The following is a 16,006-nucleotide window of genomic DNA, read 5'->3' as shown; positions in this document are numbered from 1 at the left end:
CATCAAAACCGCCAACGCCACCGTGTACATCATCGACACAGTCCATGCGGGATCAGCGGCTCAGGAGATGCAGCCGGTCTTGCCGGTGGCGCTGATGCAACCGCTCTTCGGCGTCGCGCTGATGCAGCCGTCCTTCGCGGCCCCCGTGGCGCCGCCGGAGGCCGAGTTGGCGGCGACCCACTTCTGCCACACGGACTCTTCGGTCATGCGCTTGATGAGCTTCTCCATGGTGAAACCTCCATAGGTGGTTGACAGGTGATGCAGAGGGGCGGTTGGACGGATCAGCTCCGTACCCGCGCCTCGGCGTGCTCGGGCTCCTCGGTGTGTCCCGCGTGCCCGGCGTCTTCGGAGCCTTCGGAAGCGGTCGCCGGACGCATCCGCATCCGTACCGCCTCCGTGCCGCTGTCGTTGTGCCGCAGCGCCCAGTTCTGCAGCGTCGTACGGCAGGCGTGGTCCAGGTGGCGCACCACGGTCAGGTCCAGCTCGATGGGCCGGTCCTTGGGCATGGCCTCCAGCGTCTCCAGGATGCGGGGGAGCCGCAGGAACGTGGCGTTGCCGGTGAGGGTCACGATCAGCCGGCCGCCGGGCAGTTCCCGTACGTCGACGTGCACATGGGAGGTGTCCCAGGCGGACTTGGCCACGGCGAGGATCAGGCCGAGCACCACGCCCTCGAACATGTTGGTCACCACGATGGCGATCGCCGTGGCGACGAGGACGAAGGCCTCGCCGCGGTGGGCGCGGGCCAGCGGGACGATCTCCTTGACGGGGATCAGCTTGCAGCCCGCGTGTACCAGGACGCCGGCGAGCGCCGCCAGCGGGATGATGCCGAGCGCGGTGGGCAGCAGTACGGCGAAGAGCAGCAGCCACGCGCCGTGCAGGATCCGCGAGAGCGAGGTGCGGGCGCCCGCCTGGACGTTGGCGGAGCTGCGGACGATGACCGCGGTCATCGGGAGCGCCCCGAGCACGCCGCACACGGTGTTGCCGACGCCCTGGGCGACGAGTTCCTTGTCGTACTGCGTGCGGGGCCCGTCGTGCATGCGGTCCACGGCCGCGGCGCTGAACAGCGACTCGGCGGAGGCGATCAGGGTGAACGCCAGGACGGTGCCGAGTACGGCCACACCGGCCAGGTCGGCCAGGTCGCCGAGGCCCGGCGGCTGGATGGCGTCGACCAGGCCGCGTACCGTCACGTTCGCCACGTCCAGGCCGAAACCGGCGACGACGGCGGTGGCCAGCGCGACGGCGGCCAGCGGCGCGGGCACCACACGCGCGGCCGCGGGCAGCTTGGGCCACAGCACGAGCACGGCGATCGTGCCGAGGCCGACGGCCGCGGCGGTCAGCGACGCGGTGTCGCCCAGGATGTCGGCGAGCAGCCCGGGCAGCCCGGCCATCTTGTCGATCCCGGAACGGGGCTGCTCCGCCTCGGCCATGGTGTAGAGCTGACCGAGGATCAGTACGAGTCCGATGCCCGCCAGCATGCCCTGGACGACGGAGACGGAGATCGCACGGAACCACCGGCCGCAGCGCAGCAGGCCGAGGGCTATCTGGAGCGCGCCGGTGAGCAGCACGATCGCGCCGAGCATGCCGAGCCCGAACTCCTGTACCGCCTCGAAGACGAGCACGGTCAGACCGGCGGCCGGGCCGCTCACCTGAAGGGCGCTGCCCGGCAGGAAGCCGACGACCAGGCCGCCGACGATGCCGGTGACCAGGCCCAGTTCGGCGGGGACACCGGAGGCGACCGCCACACCGACGCACAACGGCAGGGCGACCAGGAAGACGACGAGCGAGGCGAGGACGTCCTGGCGCAGGACGCCGGGCTCACGCAGCGGGCGGAAGGGGGAGAGGAAGGAGGACATGAGGGTGGGGAGTCCTGTCGTGGAGGCGGGCCGGACGGAGGGGCGCGAGGGCCCTCACAGGGGGCCGAACGCCGGGCGGCCGTCGGACGACGGGCGGTGGACGGAGACGTTGCCGGTGTGCACCTCGTAGTACCAGCCGTGCAGGGTGAGCGAGCCGTCGGTGATCCGCTCGCTCACACAGGGGTACGCGCGCAGCCTCTCCAGCTGTGCGAGCACGTGCGTCTGCACGGCCTCCGCCACGTCCGGTGAGGTCGGCGTCAGGGAGCGCAGGGCGTCGTCCGGAGCGACGGAGTGCTCCAGCCAGCCGCGTACGGCCGGGACGGCCGACAGGTCTTCGCCGCGCACCAGGGCGCCCACCGCGCCGCAGTGCGAGTGTCCGCAGACGACGATGTCGCGGACTCCGAGGACGCACACCGCGTACTCGATGGTGGCCGCCTCGCTCATGGGGTGGCCGTCACGGTCCGGGTGACCGTCGAAGGGGTAAGGGGGTACGACGTTGCCGGCCGTACGGAGTTCGAAGAGTTCGCCGGGGCGCGCTCCGGTGATGAGGGCCGGGACGACGCGCGAGTCGGAGCACGTGACGAACAGGGCTTCGGGGGACTGCCCGGCCCCGAGGGCTTCGAAGGCCGCGGTGTTCCGGGGATCCGCGACGTGCGTCGCGGCGAACGAACGGGCGTGGTCGATCAGTGACTTCAAGGTGGCCTGCCTCCTGCGTCTCTCCGGCGGGTGCCGGGACGCGGTGTGGTCGGGTCGATGGTGACGGTGGGGCGCGGTGGACCGCTGCGGCGGCGCTGCCGCAGCGGACGTCGGTGCGCCCCGGACACAGCCTCGACGGCTGCGGTGTCTCTCACTTTGCCATCGCATTAACCTTTGATGACAGGGCAAATTCTTGCCAAAGAATGAGTAATAAGCGTCGCTGACCTGGGAATTGGTACAGACATAAACCGTTGGCACGGGTTTACGTGGAGATCATGTGGAGTACGCGCGGCGATTCCGTTCCCACGCCGTCGTGTGCCGCCCGGTTCCCGTCGCGAGCCGTTCTATCCCTGGTCCAGCCGCTCGCGCAGCGTCCCCGCGAACTCCTCGGCGCGGGCCAGCTGGACGCGCAGCCCCTCCACCTGTTCGGCCGCGTCCCGCTCGTAGCCGCGCACCCGTTCCAGCAGAGCCTCCCGCTCGGCCGTCGGGAGAGCCTCGCCGGAGTCGAGGCGGTCGGTGGCGTCCAGCAGGTCCCGCATCTGATCCAGGGTGAAGCCGAGCGGCTTCATGCGGCGGATCACCATCAGGCGGGCGACGTCGGACTCGGTGTAGAGGCGGAAGCCGCCCCGGGAGCGGGCGGAGGGTGTGACCAGCCCCGTCTCCTCGTAGTGCCGGATGGTGCGCAGCGACAGCCCGGTTCGCGCGGCGACCTCGCCGATCTGCATGTGCTCGCTCCTCACGCGGGCCCCCTCCTTCTTCCGCGGCCGGGCCCCGCGGCCCCGCCACCGACAAGTCGCCGAGGCCCGCACGGACCACACCGACGTCGATCACCACCCGATCTCTACCCTAACGTCAGGGTAGAGTAAGGTGCACGCCGAGTTGCACGCCCCTTCCGATGCCGGGTGTGCCCGAGCACGACGGGGTCCCGTTCTCTTGTCCTCTCCCGCACCGCCCCCGGCCGCGCGCCTGCGCGGTCTGCGCCCCGACTGGCTGTCCGACCCCAAGGTCTGGCGCACCGAGATCCTGGCCGGCCTCGTCGTCGCCCTCGCGCTGATCCCCGAGGCAATCTCGTTCTCGGTCATCGCCGGAGTCGACCCGGCGATCGGCCTGTTCGCGTCCTTCACCATGGCCGTGACCATCTCGATCGTCGGCGGGCGCCGCGCCATGGTCTCCGCCGCCACCGGCGCCGTCGCCCTGGTCATCGCCCCGCTCAACCGCGAGCACGGCCTCGGTCATCTGATCGCCGCCGTCATCCTGGCCGGTGTCTTCCAGATCGTCCTCGGCGCGCTCGGCGTCGCCAAGCTGATGCGGTTCGTGCCCCGGAGCGTGATGGTCGGCTTCGTCAACGCCCTCGCCATTCTGGTCTTCATGGCGCAGGTCCCCGAGATGCACGACGTGCCCTGGGCCGTCTATCCGCTGATCATCGGCGGCCTCGCGCTCATGGTGTTCTTCCCGAAGGTCACCGAGGTGATCCCGGCGCCGCTCGTGTCCATCGTCATCCTCACGGCCATCACGGTCGCCGCCGGGATCGCCGTGCCGACCGTGGGCGACAAGGGCGAGCTGCCCTCGTCGCTGCCCGTGCCGGGGCTGCCCGACGTGCCGTTCACCATGGACACCCTGACGACCGTCGCCCCGTACGCGCTCGCCATGGCACTGGTCGGACTGATGGAGTCCCTGATGACGGCGAAGCTGGTCGACGAGATCACCGACACCCACTCCTCCAAGACCCGCGAGTCGATCGGCCAGGGCATCGCCAACATCGTCACCGGCTTCTTCGGCGGCATGGGCGGCTGCGCCGTGATCGGCCAGACGATGATCAACGTAAAGGTGTCCGGCGCCCGCACCCGCCTCTCCACCTTCGTCGCCGGTTCGTTCCTGATGGTCCTCTGCGTCGTCTTCGGGCCGGTCGTCTCCGACATCCCCATGGCCGCCCTGGTCGCCGTCATGGTCATGGTCTGCTTCGCGACCTTCGACTGGCACTCCATCGCCCCGAAGACGCTGAGGCGGATGCCCGCCGGTGAGATCACGGTCATGGTCGTCACCGTCGTGTGCGTCGTCGCCACCCACAACCTCGCCATCGGCGTCGTCGTCGGCTCCGTCACCGCCATGGTCATCTTCGCCAAGCGCGTCGCCCACCTCGCCCAGGTCACCCCGGTCACCTCCCCGGAGGGCGGCAGCGTCGTCTACTCCGTCACCGGCGAGCTGTTCTTCGCCTCCTCCAACGACCTCGTCGGCCAGTTCGACTACGCGGGCGACCCCGACAAGGTCGTCATCGACCTCTCCGCGGCCCACATCTGGGACGCCTCCTCCGTCGCCGCCCTCGACGCGATCGAGACCAAGTACGCCCGTCGCGGCAAGACCGTCGAGATCGTCGGCCTGAACGAGCCGAGCGCCCACATCCACGAAAAGCTCAGCGGCGAACTCACCGGCGGCCACTGACCTGCCCGCTTCCCCTGCCGACGGCCGTTTCACGGCGGTCCGCCCGGGCACCCGAGGGCTCCCCCCCCAAGTGGTGGCAGCCGCCCCTGGAGCGGAGGGTGGAAAGGGACGAGCAGGAAGGCGCAGCTGATGAACGACACCCCCGGCGCACAGGACCCGACCACGCGCCACCCCCAGCCTGATTTCCCGCAGCAGGAACAGGAGCCGCCCGGCTGGACCGGAGCCATGGACCCGCCGCCCGACCACGGCGAGGAGTCGTATCGGGGCAGCGGACTGCTGAAGGACCGCAAGGTGCTGCTCACCGGCGGCGACTCCGGCATCGGCCGGGCGGTGGCCATCGCCTTCGCACGCGAGGGCGCGGACCTCGTCTTCACGCATCTGCCGTCGGAGGCGGGCGACGCCCACGAGACGGCGCGCCTGGTCGAGGAGGCCGGACGGCAGGCGTTCGCCGTGCCGTGCGACATCCGCGAGGAGGAGCAGTGCCGCAGGCTCGTCGAGCGGGCGGTGACGGAGTTCGGACGGATCGACATCCTGGTCAACAACGCCGCCTACCAGATGTCCCAGCCGGAAGGCATCGGTGACATCTCCACCGAACAGTTCGACCAGGTGGTGCGGACCAACCTGTACGGCATGTTCTGGCTCTGCAAGATGGCCGTACCGCACATCCCGCCGGGCGGATCCATCATCAACACCACGTCCGTGCAGGCCTACAAGCCGAGCCCGCACCTGCTCGACTACGCCATGACCAAGGGCGCCATCGTCACCTTCACCCAGGGACTCGCCCAGATGCTGGCCGACGACGGCATCCGCGTCAACGCGGTGGCCCCCGGCCCGGTGTGGACGCCGCTGATCCCCGCGACGCTGCCCGACACCAAGGAGTTCGGCAAGCAGGCGCCGCTGGGCCGGCCCGCGCAGCCCGCCGAGATGGCACCCGCCTACGTCTTCCTCGCCTCCGAGCACGCGAGCTTCATCACCGCCGAGATCATGAACGCCACGGGCGGTACACCGCTGCCCTGACACACACCGCTGCCCTGAGACGACGCGACGGACGTGACGACGCAAGGAGGCGACCATCCGGAGGAACGCGCTGACCTGGGAGGTCACGGCCCTGTGGCGATCCGCCCGCAGGGCCGTGACGGTCTCAGGGCCGGAACGGGACACGACCGTCCAGTCGCTCAAGGCGGCGGGCGCCGGGGTGCTCGCCTGGGCGGTGGCCGGATGGTGGTGGAGCGCGCCGATGGCCCTCCTCGCACCGTGGACGGCACTCTTCCTCGTACAGAGCACCGTCTACCGCTCGGTGCGGTCGGCGATCCAGCAGTTCGCGGTGGTCGTGGTGGGCACCCTGCTCGCCGCGGGCGCGGCGGTCCTCACCGGCAACAACTCGCTGGCCGCCATGGCGCTCGTCCTGCCCGTCACCGTCCTCCTGAGCACCTACGCCCGCTTCGGCACCCAGGGGATGTACGCCCCGACGGCGGCGCTGTTCGTCCTCGCGTACGGGACGTACTCGGCCGTCGACATCCTGCACCGCGTCTTCGAGACGCTCCTCGGCGCCGTCATCGGCATCGCCGTGAACGCCCTGGTCCTGCCCCCGGTGCACGGACGCGACGTACGGCATCTGCGCGCCAGGCTGTCCCAGGAGAGCGCCGATCTGCTGCACGCCGTGGCCGACGGCATCGAGGAGGAGTCCTTCGACCCGAAGAAGGCCCAGGGCTGGTACGACCGCGCGCAGCGGCTGACCGACCTCGTGACGGATCTGCGCAGCGCCCGGCGCTGGTCCGACGAGAGCTACCGCTTCAACCCCGGCCGCAAGCTGCGCCGTTCCGTACCGAACCCGCCCGCGCCCGACTGGGACTTCATCTGGGACCGGATCACGGAGCACATCAGGGCGACCGTGCGCCCCCTCGCCGAGACGGGCGAGGACCGGCCGTCGGTCGCCGACCTGCCGAAAGACGCGCCGCGCATCCTGGCCGAGCTGCTGCGCGCGGCCGGCGACGTGTGCGCGCTCGACGACAGCGACGCCCGCGCCGCCGAGCTCCGGGACCCCCCGGAGACGGTGCGCGACCGCCGGCGCGCCCTGAACACGGCGAAAGCGGCGCACGAGCGGCTGATGCTCCTGCTCAGGGACCGTCCCGCGGAGACCACCGCCGCCCTCGGCGGACTGGCCGCCGACACGCAACGACTTCTGAGTGATCTGACGTCCATCGCGGGGAACCCGGAAGCCGCGGACGCCACCGGCAGGTGACGGCCACGACGGACGCGTACGACCTCGTGTGGCGTGCCGCACGAGATTGCTGTGGGCTGTGGGCAAGGACCGAACAGCGGAACAAGGAGCGAGGAGGCACGACGTGGCCGTACGCCACCAGTTGGTCAAGAGGCCGCCCTCCAAGGTGTGGGAGGTGCTGGAAGACGGGCACCGGTACGCCGACTGGGTGGTCGGTACGCATGACTCCCGGCCGCTCGACGCACAGTGGCCGGCGGTCGGCTCACGCATCGAGTACACCGTCCGGCTCGGCCCCTGGCGGGCCGCCGGACACACCGTGGTGCGCCACCTCGACAGACCGGACCGAATCGAACTGGAGGCCTATAGCGGGCCGCTCGGCACGGCCCGTATCGCCATCGCGGTACGGCCGTGGGGCGCCCACACGCTGGTGGTCGTCGACGAGCATCCGCTCCAGGGGCCGGGCGGCGCGCTGCACAACGCCGGGGTCGACGCCCTCATCCAGCTCCGGCACCGCCGCATGCTGAACCGCCTGGCGGAGGTGGTCGAACAGAGCCCCAGCGACCACGCGGCCCGGCAACAGGCCGCAGAGGGCTGAGGGGAGTGGACACATGCCGGACGCAGTGGTGATCGGCGCGGGGCCCAACGGGCTCGTCGCGGCGAACGTACTGGCCGACGCGGGCTGGAGCGTCGAGGTCCTGGAGGCCCAGGACCGGCCCGGAGGGGCCGTGCGCAGCGACCGCGGAGTGCACCCGGACTACATCAGCGACGTGTTCAGCGCCTTCTATCCGCTGGCGGCCGCGTCGCCCGTACTCAAGGCCCTGGACCTGGAACGCGACGGCCTGCGGTGGTCGCACGCCGAGCACGTCCTGGCCCATCCGCTGGCGGACGGGCGCTGCGCGGTGCTGAGCCGCGACCGCGCCGTGACCCGCGACTCGCTGGACACCTTCGCCCCGGGGGACGGCCAGGGCTGGGAACGCCTGTACGAGCTGTGGGACCGCTTGCGGGAGCCGCTGGTGGACGCGCTGTTCACGCCGTTCCCGCCGGTGCGCTCCGGGCTGACGCTGGCCGCGCGGGTCAGGGCGGGCGGCGGGCTGCGGGCGGCCCGCTCGCTCGTCCTGCCGGTGCGGCGGCTCGGCGAGGAGGAGTTCGCGGGCGAGGGCGGACGGCTCCTGCTGGCGGGCAACGCCCTGCACGCGGACCTCGCGCCCGAGGCGGCGGGCAGCGGCGGCTTCGGCTGGCTGATGTCCATGCTCGGGCAGAGCTACGGCTTTCCCGTGCCGGTCGGCGGCGCCGGTGCGCTGACGGACGCCCTCGTCCGGCGCCTGGAGCGCGGCGGGGCGAGCGTGCGCTGCGGCGAGCGCGTCACCGAGGTGGTGGTCCGTGGCGGCCGCGCGGTCGGCGTGCGCACCGCGTCGGGGGAGGGGGTGGTGGCGCGCAAGGCGGTACTGGCCGACGTGGCCGCTCCCGACCTGTACGGAGGTCTGGTCGACGACGCGCACCTGCCGCCGCGCCTCGTCGAGGACGTACGCCGCTTCCAGTGGGACTTCGCGACGTTCAAGGTCGACTGGGCCCTGTCCCGGCCCATCCCCTGGACGGCGGAGCAGGCCCGCGGGGCGGGCACGGTCCATGTGGCCGACGGCGTGGACGAGTTGACCCGCTTCGCCGCGCAGATCGCGCGGGGGCTCGTGCCGGACAGGCCGTTCGCCCTGGTCGGCCAGATGACCACGTCGGACGCCTCACGCTCACCGGCAGGAACCGAGTCGGCCTGGGCGTACACCCATGCGCCCCAGCGCATCAAGGGTGACGCGGGGCAGGACGCCCTGACGGGAAAGTGGGACGAGCGGGAGTCCGAGGCGATGGCCGACCGGGTGGAGACGCAGATCGAGCGGCTCGCGCCCGGCTTCCGCGACCGGATCATCGCCCGGCGCGTCCTGGCACCGCCCACACTGGAGGCGATGGACGCGAATCTGCGGCACGGGGCGATCAACGGCGGTACGACGAGCCTGCATCAGCAGCTCGTGTTCCGGCCGGTCCCCGGCGCGGGCCGTCCGGAGACGCCGGTACCGGGCCTCTATCTCGCCTCCGCGTCGGCACACCCCGGCGGCGGGGTGCACGGCGCCCCGGGAGCCAACGCCGCCCGGGCCGCCCTGCGCGCCCGCTTCGGCGCCGGGGTCGTCTTCGCGGCCCAGCGCGCGCTGGGCCGCCGCGGCAGGACCGGGCGGAAGCAGGGCGACTTCTGACTCGGACCGGCTGACTCAGACCGGCGGCCGGCCCGCCTCCTTGGCGACGGCGGCGACCCTGAACTGCGCTCCGTCCGGGTCCCGCAGCGTCGCCCGAGGAGGCTGCGCGGCGAGATCCTGGTCCACCACCTGCCCGCCGGATTCGGCCGTGGCGCGCACGCACGCCTCGACGTCCGCGACCGTGAAGTGGACCTGCCAGTGCGGCCGGACGCCCGGATCCGGGTCCGCCTCGACGGCGCCCGAGCTGAGCCGGGCCGCCGGACGGCCGGAGCTGTAGACCACCACCTCGTCCTGCTGGTAGCGCACCTCGCAGCACTCGGGACGCCCGCACGCCCAGTCGAGGACCTCGCCGTAGAAGATGGCGGCGTCGAACGCGTCGCGGGTGCGCAGCCGCACCCAGGCGGGCGCCGTGTGGAGTTCGCTGCGCCAGCTGGTGAGGATCTCGCCCTCCCAGATGCCGAAGACGGCACCGTCACGGTCGGAGAGCAGGGCCGCGCGTCCGTTGGGGAAGGGGATCGGCCCCACCGCTGTCGTCCCCCCGCGCTCCCGGACGCGGCTCACCGTCTCGTCCGCGCTCAGCACCGCGAAGTAGGGGGTCCAGGCCACCGCGATCTGGAAAGAGGAGGCGATGGCGCCGACCCCGGCGACGGGGTCGCCGTGTGCCGTGGCGACGGAGAACTGCTCACCGAGCTTGGCAGGCCGGAACTGCCAGCCCATCACGGCGCCATAGAACCTTTGTGCGGTGGTGAGGTCCCGTGCCGTCAGGCTGACCCAGCAGGGGGCCCCGACCGCTGACTCACTCAGCACCGACCCGGTCCTGCCGCGTCGGGTGCCTTTGTCCGAGGCCGTCGTAGTGCTCGTACCGTCCGGGCCCGGAGGCATCCTGTTGTCGTGGTGCATGTGCAACCCGTCCTGGAAATCGAGGCGCCCTGGAAAGCCACTCCGGCACCTGTGCTTTCGGGTTCAGCGGGAGGCTCGGCGCCCTGCCGCCCTTCAGTGTGGGCAAGAGGGCGGGCGCCGCGCCACTCGGCGGGCTCCTCACTCCGCCGACCCCGCCGACCTGCTCTTACGACTGTCGGTCAGGGACCGCCGGGAGAGCAGGAGGAGGCTGTGCCCCTCCAGGGTGATCTCACCGCCCGCCTTGTGCTCGGCCTCGTCCGAACGGCCGAGCGGGTCCGAGGTGTCGATCCGCGCCGTCCAGCGCTCCCCGTACGCGGGGCCCGGCAGCCGGAAGACGACCGGCTCCCGGTAGCTGTTCAGCAGGAGCAGGAAGGAGTCGTCCACCACGGGCCTGCCGCGGGAGTCCGGCTCCGCGATCGCGTCACCGTTGAGGAAGACACCGACGGCGTGGGCGTCGCCCCGCTGCCAGTCTTCCTCCGTCATCTCCCGCGCGTCGGGCCGCAGCCACACCAGGTCCGCCAGCGGCTGGCCCCGGTGCGTCGCGGTCTCCCCGCGGAAGAACCGGCGCCGGCGCAGCACCGGGTGCGCCGCGCGCAGGGCGATGGCCCGCCGGGTGAACTCGACCAGCTCCCGCTGCTCTTCGTCGAGGTCCCAGTCGATCCAGGAGACCTCGTTGTCCTGGCAGTAGGCGTTGTTGTTGCCCTGCTGGGTCCGGCCCAGCTCGTCGCCGTGGGCGAGCATCGGGATGCCCTGCGAGAGCAGGAGGGTGGCGAGGAAGTTGCGCTGCTGGCGCGCGCGGAGCTCCAGGACCGCCCCGTCGGTGGTGGGGCCCTCGACGCCGCAGTTCCACGAGCGGTTCACGCTCTCGCCGTCCCGGTTGTCCTCGCCGTTGTCCTCGTTGTGCTTGTCGTTGTACGAGACCAGGTCGCGCAGCGTGAAGCCGTCGTGCGCGGTGACGAAGTTGACGCTGGCGCGCGGTCGGCGGCGGTCGTGCTGGTAGATGTCGGACGAGCCGGTCAGCCGGGAGGCGAACTCGGCGAGCGAGTGCTCCTCGCCGCGCCAGAAGTCGCGTACGGAATCGCGGTACTTGCCGTTCCACTCCGACCACAGGGGCGGGAAGTTGCCCACCTGATAGCCCCCTTCGCCGACGTCCCACGGCTCGGCGATCAGCTTGACGCGGCCGACCACCGGATCCTGCTGGACCAGGTCGAAGAAGGCCGACAGCCGGTCCACGTCGTAGAACTGGCGGGCGAGCGTGGCGGCCAGATCGAAGCGGAATCCGTCGATGTGCATCTCGGTGACCCAGTACCGCAGCGAGTCCATGACCAGCTGAAGGACGTTGGGGTGCCGCATCAGCAGGCTGTTGCCGGTGCCGGTGGTGTCGAAGTAGTGCGCCGGATCGTCCTCCGCCAGGCGGTAGTACGAGGCGTTGTCGATGCCGCGGAAGGCGAGCGTGGGGCCGTTCTCATTGCCCTCAGCCGTGTGGTTGTAGACCACGTCGAGGATCACTTCGAGCCCTGCCGCGTGCAGCTTCTTGACCATCGACTTGAACTCGTCGACCTGCTCGCCCCGGGAGCCGCGCGCCGCGTAGGCGTTGTGCGGGGCGAAGAAGCCGATGGAGGTGTACCCCCAGTAGTTGGACAGGCCGCGGTCGAGCAGGAAGCCGTCCTGCACGTACTGGTGCACCGGCATCAGCTCGACGGCCGTCACCCCCAGCGAGAGGAGGTGGTTGATGACCGCGTCCGTCGCGAGACCCGCGTAAGTGCCCCGCAGCTCCCTGGGGACCCCGGGGTGCGTGAGCGTCAGGCCGCGTACGTGCGCTTCGTAGATCACCGTCTCGGCGTAGGGCCGCCGGAGCGGACGGTCGCCCTCCCAGGCGAAGGACGGGTCGGTCACCACCGAGAGCAGGGTGTGGTCGGCGCTGTCGGCGGGTTCGGGCCCGTCCGCCGCGCGCTCGTACAGAGCGCCGTGGTTGTCCACCTGCCCCTCCAACGCCTTGGCGTAGGGGTCGAGGAGCAGCTTCGCGGGATTGCAGCGGTGGCCCGCGGCGGGGTCCCAGGGACCGTGCACCCGGTATCCGTAGCGCTGGCCGGGGCCCACTCCGGGCAGGTAGCAGTGCCAGACGAAGCCGTCGACCTCGGAGAGGGTGACGCTGCGGTGCCTGCCGCCCTCATGGACGAGGACGAGGTCGACGCGGTCGGCGATCTCGCTGAACAGGGCGAAGTTGGTTCCTTCGCCGTCGTAGGTGGCCCCCAGGGGGAAAGGGCGTCCGGTCCAGGTGCGCACGCTGCTGCCTCCATACGGATGAGCGTGGTATCGGTCTGTCCTCAGCGCCCGCGGCACGCCCGAAGGCACCGAAAGGCCGCGGCGTCCCAGTGGGTCGCCGCGGCCTGTGGCGCGCTGCCGCGTGAACACGGCGCTCACACGGGCGACGCCGTTCGCGGCTCGGGAGACGACGCTGTGGATCTCCTCCCCATCCTGGGCCATGATCCGTCAGGCCGCCGTTCGTGGGCGCCCGGGGCGGAGCCGACGACCACCGGCTCCTCCTCCGCGGGAGCCGCGAGCGCGGCCACGGGCACCTCGCGCGGCAGCGGGCGCGCGACGCGCAGCGTGGGCGCGGGCGCCGTGGGGGCCAGCGGGGCGCGTTCGGGGCACCGCGCGCGGTGCGAGAACCAGATGATCTTGCCCTTGGTCGCCGGGTAGTTGCCCCAGCCGTCGCTGAGCGCGGCGATCTGTGCCAGGCACCCCTGCGGCCCGTAGTGCGGGTCGGGGAGGTCGCGCTCGTTGTCCGACACGGCGGTGATGAGGTGCTGTCCGTTCCACCACATCTCCACCACGGCGTTCTTGTCCGCTCCGTGTTCCTCGACCGCCCGGAGCAGTACACCGGCGCAGTGGCACACGGGTTCGGCGAGAATCCCCAGGCCCCAGTGCCGGAGATGCGCGGCCAGAATGCGCCGGACCTGATCGATCCTCTCCGGGCTGATCTCCACCTCTAGGTGGTAGTAACAGGGGATTGCAGTCTTCATCGCGCTTGGCTCCTCTCGGCGAAGCCCCGGTCTTCCCGGCTCCGTGAGCCGGGCCCCGAGCACGAAGCGTGAACACTGATCGCTTCTGAGTCAGTCTCAGGGTGAGAGCACTGCTCCGTTCGCGCAACACGAGCAGGTCAGCGCCGGTGGTTGAAGATCCAACAGGACGCTGCGTGGTCACACGTGCACCATGGGTCGGGAAGACCAGCGGCGGACGCCGCTGCCGGAGAACGAGAAGGTGACCGGCGTGATGCTGCTGCCCACCAAAGCAGAGGTCGCGCGGCATCTGGACCAATACCGGGCGTGGGAGCGCTTGTTGCTCGCGGACCCGGCGGACCGCGCCGTGCGGATGCACTTCGAGAACACCGCGTACACCCTGTGCGTACTGATGGGTGAGTGCACGGCGCGGATCGCCGCCGACGCGGCCGAGAACTACCTGAGCCTGCGGCCGGTGCGGCGCCCGCCGCCGGCGCCCACCGCCGAGCCGTCGGCGCCGCTCGGCTGTTCGCTGCGCCCCGTGCGCCAGAACGTGGCAGAGGAGAGACCGATGACCTCATCGGCGGAGAAGAGCCCGGCTTTCCCCGCCGTGCCCGTGTCGGATGTCGGCCCGGTCCTCGACCGCGGCCGGCGCCCGGTCAAGGCGGTTCCCGGTGAGTCGTTCCAGGTCACGGCCACGGTCTTCGGCGAGGGCGACGAGTCGGTCGGCGCCAACGTCGTACTGCGCGGCCCCGAGGGCAGGACCGGGCCCTGGACCCCCATGCGTGAGCTGTCCCCGGGCAGCGACCGCTGGGGCGCGGAGGTGACACCGGACGCCGAGGGGCGCTGGACGTACGCCGTGGAGGCGTGGACCGACCCGGTGACCGGCTGGCGCCGCTCGGCCGAGGTCAAGATCCCGGCCGGCGTCGACACCGAAGTGACGCTTGAAGAAGGGGCGTTGCTGTACGAGCGTGCGGCGGACGGAGTGCCGGACGGCGTGGCACGCCGGACGCTGCGGGCCGCCGCGGACGCGATGCGCGACGAACTGCGGCCACCGCCCGCCCGCCTCGCGGCGGCGCTCACTCCTCAGGTGGACGCCGTGCTCGCCCGCCACCCGCTGCGGGAACGGATCACCCGCTCGGACGCCCTGCCCCTGCTCGTGGAGCGGCGGCGGGCGCTTTTCGGGTCCTGGTACGAGTTCTTCCCGCGTTCGGAGGGTGCCGTCGTCCGTGAGGGGGCGGCGCCGGTGTCGGGGACGTTCCGCACGGCGGCCGAGCGGCTGCCCGCGGTCGCCGACATGGGTTTCGACGTGGTCTACCTGCCGCCGATCCACCCGATCGGCTCCACTTTCCGCAAGGGCCCGGACAACACCCTGTCCTCGAACCCGCGGGATGTCGGCGTGCCGTGGGCGATCGGCTCGCCGGAGGGCGGCCATGACGCCATACACGCGGACCTGGGGACCTTCGACGACTTCGACGCGTTCGTGCGGCGCGCGGGCGGGCTGGGTCTGGAGGTCGCGCTGGACTTCGCGTTGCAGTGTTCGCCGGATCACCCGTGGGTGGACAAGCACCCGGAGTGGTTCCGGCAGCGGGCGGACGGCTCCATCGCGTACGCGGAGAACCCGCCGAAGAAGTACCAGGACATCTATCCGATCGCTTTCGAGCGGGACATGCCGGGGCTGATCACCGAGACGGTGCGGCTGCTGCGGTTCTGGATGGGGCACGGGGTGCGGATCTTCCGCGTCGACAACCCCCACACCAAGCCCGTGGCGTTCTGGGAGGAGGTGATCGCCCGCATCAACGGCACGGACCCGGACGTGATCTTCCTCGCCGAGGCCTTCACCCGCCCCGCGGTCATGCGGGCGCTGGCCCGGGCCGGGTTCCAGCAGTCGTACACGTACTTCACCTGGCGCAACACCAAGCGGGAACTCGTCGACTGCCTGACCGACCTCTCCGTGGAGACGGCGTCGTATCTGCGCCCCAACCTGTTCGTGAACACCCCCGACATCCTGCACGGATACCTCCAGGACGGCGGGCGCCCGGCCTTCGAGGTGCGCGCGGTGCTTGCCGCCACCCTCTCGCCGAGCTGGGGCGTCTACGCGGGCTTCGAACTGTGCGAGAACACCGCGGCGGAACCGGGCAGCGAGGAGTACCTGCACTCCGAGAAGTACGAACTGCGCCCGCGCGACTGGGCGGCGGCCGAGCGCGAGGGCCGCACCATCGCGCCCCTCATCACCACGCTCAACGACGTACGGCGACGCCACCGCGCCCTGCACCTCCTGCGGAACCTCCACTTCCACCGGGCCGACAACGACGCGCTCATCGTCTACAGCAAGCGCGACGGTGAGGACCTGGTCCTGGTGGTGGCCAACCTCGACCCCCACCACACCCGGGAAGGCACCGTCTCCCTCGACATGTCGCGGCTCGGCCTGGACCGGCACGCGAACGTTCCGGTGTACGACGAGCTGAGTGGCGAGACCTACCGGTGGGGCAGGGCCAACTACGTGCGTCTCGGCCCGGGTGGCGCGCACGTGCTGGTCCGGCCGGAGGCGGGGGAGAGGGGAGGGTCACCCACACCATGATCGTCAATGAGCCCGTGCAGGACACCTTCGAGGACACGCCCACCAAGGACCGGCATCCCGACTGGTTCAAACGC

General features: G+C 71.3%; 12 protein-coding genes and 1 pseudogene. 6 read left to right on the top strand and 7 right to left on the bottom strand.

Annotated elements, in window-relative coordinates:
* Nucleotides 1–60: 60 nt before the first annotated feature.
* The 4 genes from ACWDVB_RS39285 to ACWDVB_RS39270 all read right to left on the bottom strand — a co-directional run bounded on the left by ACWDVB_RS39285 (nucleotide 61) and on the right by ACWDVB_RS39270 (nucleotide 3,289).
* On the bottom strand, nucleotides 61–228 hold the full coding sequence (locus ACWDVB_RS39285) for a hypothetical protein (protein ID WP_451519910.1): 168 nt from the start codon (nucleotides 226–228) through the stop codon (nucleotides 61–63).
* Nucleotides 229–281: 53 nt separating this feature from the next.
* A complete protein-coding gene (locus ACWDVB_RS39280; RefSeq protein ID WP_451519911.1) occupies nucleotides 282–1,853 on the bottom strand; it encodes a SulP family inorganic anion transporter in 1,572 nt (523 codons plus the stop codon).
* Between the two features lie 54 nt (nucleotides 1,854–1,907).
* On the bottom strand, nucleotides 1,908–2,549 hold the full coding sequence (locus ACWDVB_RS39275; RefSeq protein WP_451519912.1) for a carbonic anhydrase: 642 nt from the start codon (nucleotides 2,547–2,549) through the stop codon (nucleotides 1,908–1,910).
* 344 nt (nucleotides 2,550–2,893) lie between these two features.
* The gene (locus ACWDVB_RS39270) at nucleotides 2,894–3,289 is read right to left on the bottom strand and encodes a MerR family transcriptional regulator (RefSeq protein WP_451519913.1); all 396 of its coding nucleotides are present in this window, start codon (nucleotides 3,287–3,289) and stop codon (nucleotides 2,894–2,896) included.
* 193 nt (nucleotides 3,290–3,482) lie between these two features.
* Here ACWDVB_RS39270 and ACWDVB_RS39265 point away from each other — a divergent pair, with 193 nt between their 5' ends.
* The 5 genes from ACWDVB_RS39265 to ACWDVB_RS39245 all read left to right on the top strand — a co-directional run bounded on the left by ACWDVB_RS39265 (nucleotide 3,483) and on the right by ACWDVB_RS39245 (nucleotide 9,449).
* Nucleotides 3,483–4,988, top strand: a complete 1,506-nt coding sequence (locus ACWDVB_RS39265) for a SulP family inorganic anion transporter (protein WP_451519914.1) — start codon at nucleotides 3,483–3,485, stop codon at nucleotides 4,986–4,988.
* Between the two features lie 129 nt (nucleotides 4,989–5,117).
* Nucleotides 5,118–6,005 carry an SDR family oxidoreductase gene (locus tag ACWDVB_RS39260; protein ID WP_451519915.1) on the top strand — a complete coding sequence of 296 codons (888 nt, stop codon included), beginning with the start codon at nucleotides 5,118–5,120 and terminating at the stop codon, nucleotides 6,003–6,005.
* Between the two features lie 115 nt (nucleotides 6,006–6,120).
* Nucleotides 6,121–7,230 (top strand): FUSC family protein, encoded by a 1,110-nt coding sequence (locus ACWDVB_RS39255; protein ID WP_451519916.1) that lies wholly within the window; start codon nucleotides 6,121–6,123, stop codon nucleotides 7,228–7,230.
* Nucleotides 7,231–7,333: 103 nt separating this feature from the next.
* Entirely contained in the window at nucleotides 7,334–7,804 is a 471-nt protein-coding gene (locus ACWDVB_RS39250; protein ID WP_451519917.1) for an SRPBCC family protein, read from the top strand.
* 13 nt (nucleotides 7,805–7,817) lie between these two features.
* Nucleotides 7,818–9,449, top strand: coding sequence for a phytoene desaturase family protein (locus ACWDVB_RS39245; protein ID WP_451612048.1), 1,632 nt, complete (start codon nucleotides 7,818–7,820; stop codon nucleotides 9,447–9,449).
* Between the two features lie 15 nt (nucleotides 9,450–9,464).
* Here the strand turns inward: ACWDVB_RS39245 and ACWDVB_RS39240 are convergent, their stop codons facing one another.
* The 3 genes and pseudogenes from ACWDVB_RS39240 to ACWDVB_RS39230 all read right to left on the bottom strand — a co-directional run.
* On the bottom strand, nucleotides 9,465–10,331 hold the full coding sequence (locus ACWDVB_RS39240) for a VOC family protein (RefSeq protein ID WP_451519983.1): 867 nt from the start codon (nucleotides 10,329–10,331) through the stop codon (nucleotides 9,465–9,467).
* Nucleotides 10,332–10,487: 156 nt separating this feature from the next.
* A complete protein-coding gene (gene glgX, locus ACWDVB_RS39235; RefSeq protein ID WP_451519982.1) occupies nucleotides 10,488–12,635 on the bottom strand; it encodes a glycogen debranching protein GlgX in 2,148 nt (715 codons plus the stop codon).
* Nucleotides 12,636–12,892: 257 nt separating this feature from the next.
* A pseudogene (locus ACWDVB_RS39230) lies at nucleotides 12,893–13,375 on the bottom strand (pep a2); the annotation flags it as partial.
* A 190-nt stretch (nucleotides 13,376–13,565) separates the two neighbouring features.
* Between ACWDVB_RS39230 and ACWDVB_RS39225 the strand changes: the two are divergent.
* Nucleotides 13,566–15,932 carry a maltotransferase domain-containing protein gene (locus tag ACWDVB_RS39225; RefSeq protein WP_451519981.1) on the top strand — a complete coding sequence of 789 codons (2,367 nt, stop codon included), beginning with the start codon at nucleotides 13,566–13,568 and terminating at the stop codon, nucleotides 15,930–15,932.
* The last annotated feature ends 74 nt before the right edge of the window (nucleotides 15,933–16,006 follow it).

Source organism: Streptomyces sp. NPDC003379 (assembly GCF_053589195.1).
This window is presented reverse-complemented; position numbering and strand designations above follow the sequence as displayed.

Excerpts from the sequence above, each read along its gene's own strand:
- ACWDVB_RS39245 (WP_451612048.1), top strand. The coding sequence starts at position 7,818 with ATGCCGGACGCAGTGGTGATCGGCGCGGGGCCCAACGGGCTCGTCGCG.
- ACWDVB_RS39240 (WP_451519983.1), bottom strand. The coding sequence starts at position 10,331 with ATGCCTCCGGGCCCGGACGGTACGAGCACTACGACGGCCTCGGACAAA.
- ACWDVB_RS39280 (WP_451519911.1), bottom strand. The coding sequence starts at position 1,853 with ATGTCCTCCTTCCTCTCCCCCTTCCGCCCGCTGCGTGAGCCCGGCGTC.
- ACWDVB_RS39225 (WP_451519981.1), top strand. The coding sequence starts at position 13,566 with ATGGGTCGGGAAGACCAGCGGCGGACGCCGCTGCCGGAGAACGAGAAG.
- ACWDVB_RS39260 (WP_451519915.1), top strand. The coding sequence starts at position 5,118 with ATGAACGACACCCCCGGCGCACAGGACCCGACCACGCGCCACCCCCAG.
- ACWDVB_RS39285 (WP_451519910.1), bottom strand. The coding sequence starts at position 228 with ATGGAGAAGCTCATCAAGCGCATGACCGAAGAGTCCGTGTGGCAGAAG.